The following is a 5,265-nucleotide window of genomic DNA, read 5'->3' on the forward strand; positions in this document are numbered from 1 at the left end:
GACATAATGTTTTACAACGTTGATGTATATGGTTTGTTGCGTGTTTCAAGCAACTAATTTAGTAAATAATTACGGACAAAGAAAGTCCGCGAGGACTTTCGCAAGTAGGCAAGAAGCCAGCAATAAATTATATACGGTGTTGGCAAATCGTTTTTTTTCTTGTATTTCAAATTAATCTTATTTTTCAAAAAAACTATTAAATAATTAGTTGAACGAATTCAAAAATGAAATAGTCAATTAAAAAATTTTTTAAAATTTATAGTAATCCCAGAATTAACTTCAACAACTTTGTCTTTATTCTTTCCAGGTATTAAGGTCTCGAATGTTTTAAACATTTCTGAAAATTCATTTTCCAATTTTTTATAAAATTCTTCACTTTCTTTCGGTAATGTTTTAGATTTAACTATCCTTATATTATAAATTCTTCCTTTTTTATCTATTGTGAAAAATAAAACTAATTTATTTCGAATATTTTTTAATTCAAATTTGTTTCTACGAATAAAATCTTTATCTATATTTTTTTGGATAAATGATTTTACTTCATTCTGAAAACACTCATTATATTTGTTATTATATCTAAATTTTAATAATGCGCATTTTTTTGTTTTAGGAGTAGTAGTAACCGAACCAATCCAAATAGGTTTTATATTTTGTATGTTTTTCTTGATATTGCTTAATTCTTCAATTAATTCATTGTAATTTGATTTATTTTCTATTCCAATTAAATCATTTTCTTTTAGCCAATAAACTGGGGCTTTTAAGTTTTGTGATTTATAATGATTTAGCAAATAGTTTGCTGCATCAAACCACTTAGCTTTGATGTTTTCTATCAAATTATTGTTATAGAATTTAAATTTTTCAGGTTCTTTAGATTTCAATTCCCTTCTTAAGGGAAAATATTCTCTCTTGTAAGCGTCTCTATTCTTTAATTTTTTGTCTGTTTCTTTTTTATATAAATCTTTGATTCTTTTTATTTCAGGAGAGTGTTTTTCTTCAAATAAAGCAAAATCTTCAATAGCTTTTTTCCAATTTTTTCTTAATGTCAGGTAATTGGGGGATTTTCTTATAATGGATTGAATATTTTTATCTTTTAGAGATGATAAAGAGTTGATATTTAGTTTTTTATTTATATTTTCAATATAATAACTTAATTTGAAGTAACTTAACTCTCTTTCGATTTTTTCTTGCTCTTTTTTTAATTCAGAAGAGTTTGTTCTTTTATTTTCTGAATGTGTTTTCTTCGTTGAAGAGCAACTAGCTAATACTAAAAGAGAAATAAAAAATAAAATTTTTTTCATAGCACTTGTAATTATTATTAAGATATATATTGAGGTTTTTCCGGAAATGTTTGCCAACGTGTTTTTGTATGGTTTGTTGCGGGTTTAAGCAATAAAGTTAATAAATAAAACACGAACCAAGAAAATCCGATAGGATTTTCGGAAGTAATCTATTTGCAAGCAATAAATTATACAAGGTGTTGGCATTAGTTTTAATTCAGAATGTTTAATGTTTCATTTATAAATTTGATAAATTCGAATTCAACTTTCCATTTTTTGTTATGGTAAATTCCTTCTGTAATTATTTTCGGGTTTTTATAATTAGAAAATTCCGAATCATTATATTTATTTTTCCCATTTTCCAATGGATGAGTACCTGTTTCTTCAAAATCAATTGAATAATATTCGGCGTGAATAATTTTGTTACAAGATTCTCTATAGTTAAGGTTTTTAATTTCCTTATTTTCATATTTTATTTTTCCAACTAAACCATAATTTTCTGCATTTAAACTATGCATATCTAAAATAGCTCTAATTAGTCCAGCTAATTCTATTAATTCTTTGAAGAAAGTTTTTTGAAAAGAGTCTTTAAAGTCAGTTCCAAACTTACACCAATATTCATTGTATGGATGAACCATTTTTTTGAAGTCATATTCAGCTAATAAAAATGCGCTTAATTTCCAGCATTTCTCGCTTATTAATTCTCCAGTTTGTTCAACTTGTAATTTTTCCATTTTAATTCTTTACTTTCTTTTATTAATTTTTTTTTCAAAATATGGTTTTGCCAAATTTCGAAATATTATATAAATTATGATAAAAGCGACCACAATTAAAGTTCCACTTAAACTCGTTTTTTCTTCAGGTATTCTGCCTAAAAAATAAAGTAAAGTTCTTATTCCAACAAATATTGAGGCTATAATCAAAACACCATAAAAGAAGTTGATAGTTTTCCACAAGTATTCAAATATTATTTCCTTTTCGTCTTTTTTCAATGTTAGTTTTTAATTAATGCCAACGTGTTTGTGTATGATTTCGTTGCGTGTTTCAGCAACTAATTTAGCAAATACAAACCGAATAGAAAATCCGCGAGGATTTTCGTAAGTAAGCATTTACTAGCAATGAATTATACACGGTGTTGTAAGTAGTTTTTTATTCAGTTTATAATGTATTTGTTATTTCCTTTTCGTAAAATTTCCCTCTGTTGTCAGTCGCAATAACTTTTGGTTTTTCTCCATTGTTCCAAATTAGTTCAAATGATTTCAGAGATTCGAATTCAACGTTTTGTGATTTGAAATGCTCATTTATGTTATTATACCAAAAGCCAATTGATTTAGTAATTCTATCAGAAATCATAGTCTTTGGTTCGAATTCTTTAGTTTTCCAATCAATTTTTATGTCATAATTCTTCCTGCTTATTTTATTAAGCTCATCAATTACAAAATCAGAATCTACATAATTTTCATAGCTTAAAAAACTATGACCAAAATTGTGAATTGCTGATGGAATATTCTTGTACTTCATATCTTATAAAGCTTTTGGAAGTTTTTTAGATTTCACTAATTCTGTCAGTTTTTTAAGTTTCTCTTGGTTAATTTTTTTCCAATCAGCTTTGTCAAATTCCAACGTATTGAACTTTTTCAAACTCCGATACATTGGTAAAATCACAGACTCAAAATCTCCAGTCAGTTTATAAATCAGATTTCGGTTTTCTGTTATTCCTCCACTTTTTGAAATATTTAGTTCAATTTCTTTTCCGCTTTGTTTTAGTTCAAAGAAATAACATTCAGGTTCCAAGTTCCAGCATATTTCCGTCTCGATTCCGCTTACTGCTAAAATCAGAGATTCGCAAAGTTTGTCAGTTGGGTTTTCAGGAATATTTGACGCATTAAATTCCAATTCAAAATCCGCAGATTTTAATTCAATCGGAAGCCATCCATTTTTCGGATTTCCTATATTCAGTTCTATTTTTCTTGTTTTGGTCAAATTACTTACAACGTGTTTGTACAAGGTTAGTTGCTGTTGTTAAGCAATAAAGATAATAAATAATAACAGACAAAGAAAGTCCGCGAGGACTTTCGTAAGTGAGCTAAAACAAAGCAATTAATTTTGTACGGTGTTGGCAGTAGTTATTTCATTTTCAAATTCCTTTGACTTAATATTCTTTTGGTTTAAGATTTGAATTATTCTATCAAGTTTATTTTTCAACTTTTCGTGTTTAGGAGTTTTTATTAAAATAGGAACAAAACCTAACACTCCATTTTCATTCCATATTAGTTTTTCCTTTTTATACATTTCAGTTAGTTTTTCTAATTGAAATTTTGAAGGATTACAACTTATAAATAAATTTATAGAACTTCTGTTGTTATTCAGAGGTGTATAAGGAGACCACCAAATGCGACAATAATATTCCTTATAATTGCCTTCTAAAAAACTTTCCTTTTCTATAAATCCCATTTGAATGAATTTAACAAAAGATTTATTTTTCAATGTTTTACTCATTTTTTTCGGAGTATAGATTTCTACATACCAAAATAAAAATGAAGTTGTGAATATTCCTATTGGAATAAATATTAATAAAGCTGAAATTATTGATGCTTTCAGACTTATAATTCCAGGATTTATTAAGCTTCCTATAATTGCCATAATAGCAATAATTAATCCAAATATCAAACCGTGAATAAAGTGATTTCGTAAATATAATCTTAATAAATTCATTAATACTTCAATAATTTATTTTCAGTTTTCATTTGAGTGAGCAATTACTGCCAACGTGTTTGTACAAGGTTAGTTGCGTTGTTTAAGCAATAAATTTACTAAATAATTACTGACAAAGAAAATCCGCGAGGATTTTCGTAAGTGAGCAAAAAGCAAGCAATTAATTTTGTACGGTGTTGTGCATAGTTATTTTTTTTTATTTCTTTCTTCGACTTCAATTCTTTGAAGTTCTACTCTATCTAAATCATTTTGTATTGAATTAACGTCATCAATTATATTTAGCTCAGAAATGGAAAGTTCATTTTTAGAATATTTGTCTATTAACAATTTACCATATTTGAGTTTTGCTATTTTTTTGTTTTCGTTTTTATCAATTAATAAGTAAAATTTAAATTGATTATCCCTATTATTTAATGAATTGAATATTATCTCATAAATTTTATTGTAATTTTTATGTTGTGAAGAAGAAAGTCCCTTAAAAAAACTATTTATTTCTAATACTTTTTTCTGAAAACCTAAATCAATAATTGCTTTCATAAAATTCTCTGTAGATTTCAATATATCATTTTCGAAAGAGCAACTTATACATATTGGGTAAGACTCAGTTATTGTTTTTGAAATTTCATCATCTTTCAATGCTAAATCTAAAAAATGTTGGAAAATAATAATTTGGTAATTTTCTTTAAAATTTGCTTGGTCACCAAGCTTTAAATATGCTTTTTTTATTAATTCAAAGTCTGATTCAATAAGTTCTCTTGATACGAGTTGAGTAACAAAATTGTTAACATCTTTGGGGACATATACTAATCTTTTCAGGATATGTTCAGTTTCTTCTCTTTTGATTTTTATAAATAAACCATAAATATCTTTTTGAATTAATTCGTTGATAGCTACAACTTCATTTTTTGTTTGAATAGTTTTTTTTAAAAGAGATTCATTTTCTCCTCTTATTTTTATAATTTTTCTTTCAACCCAAGTTATATAAACACCCAGTCCTATTGCTAATATACCAAAAAGAAAAGCGAAAATAGACAAGTTAAATGATGTTGCACCTATTTGATTAGAAATACTATTAAGAGTTTGTTCATTATTTTTTACTTGATATTCAAATTTTTCTTCAAGATTCTTAATTTTTTTATTAAACTCTTGAATTGTAGATTTATTTTTCTCAATTAAAATTGAATCATTTGTATTCTGAGAAAAAACCAAAAAAGGAATTAGTAAAAGTAATACTATTAATTTTTTCATATGGCTTTTATGTCTTGTCCTGAAA

The 5,265-nt window shown here is 26.0% G+C and carries 7 protein-coding genes; all 7 read right to left on the minus strand.

The window, feature by feature from the left end; translation table 11 throughout:
* Positions 1-233: 233 nt before the first annotated feature.
* On the minus strand, positions 234-1,298 hold the full coding sequence (locus tag KO506_RS12830; protein WP_215995321.1) for a hypothetical protein: 1,065 nt from the start codon (positions 1,296-1,298) through the stop codon (positions 234-236).
* Between the two features lie 191 nt (positions 1,299-1,489).
* The gene (locus tag KO506_RS12835; RefSeq protein ID WP_215995322.1) at positions 1,490-2,011 is read right to left on the minus strand and encodes a hypothetical protein; all 522 of its coding nucleotides are present in this window, start codon (positions 2,009-2,011) and stop codon (positions 1,490-1,492) included.
* A 9-nt stretch (positions 2,012-2,020) separates the two neighbouring features.
* Positions 2,021-2,269, minus strand: coding sequence for a hypothetical protein (locus tag KO506_RS12840; protein ID WP_215995323.1), 249 nt, complete (start codon positions 2,267-2,269; stop codon positions 2,021-2,023).
* 166 nt (positions 2,270-2,435) lie between these two features.
* Positions 2,436-2,798: a hypothetical protein gene (locus KO506_RS12845; protein WP_215995324.1), complete on the minus strand. Its 363-nt coding sequence runs from the start codon at positions 2,796-2,798 to the stop codon at positions 2,436-2,438.
* A 3-nt stretch (positions 2,799-2,801) separates the two neighbouring features.
* A complete protein-coding gene (locus KO506_RS12850; RefSeq protein ID WP_215995325.1) occupies positions 2,802-3,260 on the minus strand; it encodes a hypothetical protein in 459 nt (152 codons plus the stop codon).
* A 117-nt stretch (positions 3,261-3,377) separates the two neighbouring features.
* Positions 3,378-3,920, minus strand: a complete 543-nt coding sequence (locus KO506_RS12855) for a hypothetical protein (protein ID WP_215995326.1) — start codon at positions 3,918-3,920, stop codon at positions 3,378-3,380.
* 258 nt (positions 3,921-4,178) lie between these two features.
* Complete coding sequence (locus tag KO506_RS12860; RefSeq protein WP_215995327.1) at positions 4,179-5,240, minus strand: hypothetical protein; 1,062 nt, start codon at positions 5,238-5,240, stop codon at positions 4,179-4,181.
* Positions 5,241-5,265 lie beyond the last annotated feature (25 nt).

Source organism: Polaribacter vadi (genome assembly GCF_018861005.1).
GTDB classification, from domain to species: domain Bacteria; phylum Bacteroidota; class Bacteroidia; order Flavobacteriales; family Flavobacteriaceae; genus Polaribacter; species Polaribacter vadi_A.

What these genes read in the sequence shown, in the direction of transcription:
- KO506_RS12830 (WP_215995321.1), bottom strand. Translation starts at nt 1,298, where the DNA reads ATGAAAAAAATTTTATTTTTTATTTCTCTTTTAGTATTAGCTAGTTGC.
- KO506_RS12835 (WP_215995322.1), bottom strand. Translation starts at nt 2,011, where the DNA reads ATGGAAAAATTACAAGTTGAACAAACTGGAGAATTAATAAGCGAGAAA.
- KO506_RS12845 (WP_215995324.1), bottom strand. Translation starts at nt 2,798, where the DNA reads ATGAAGTACAAGAATATTCCATCAGCAATTCACAATTTTGGTCATAGT.
- KO506_RS12855 (WP_215995326.1), bottom strand. Translation starts at nt 3,920, where the DNA reads ATGGCAATTATAGGAAGCTTAATAAATCCTGGAATTATAAGTCTGAAA.
- KO506_RS12860 (WP_215995327.1), bottom strand. Translation starts at nt 5,240, where the DNA reads ATGAAAAAATTAATAGTATTACTTTTACTAATTCCTTTTTTGGTTTTT.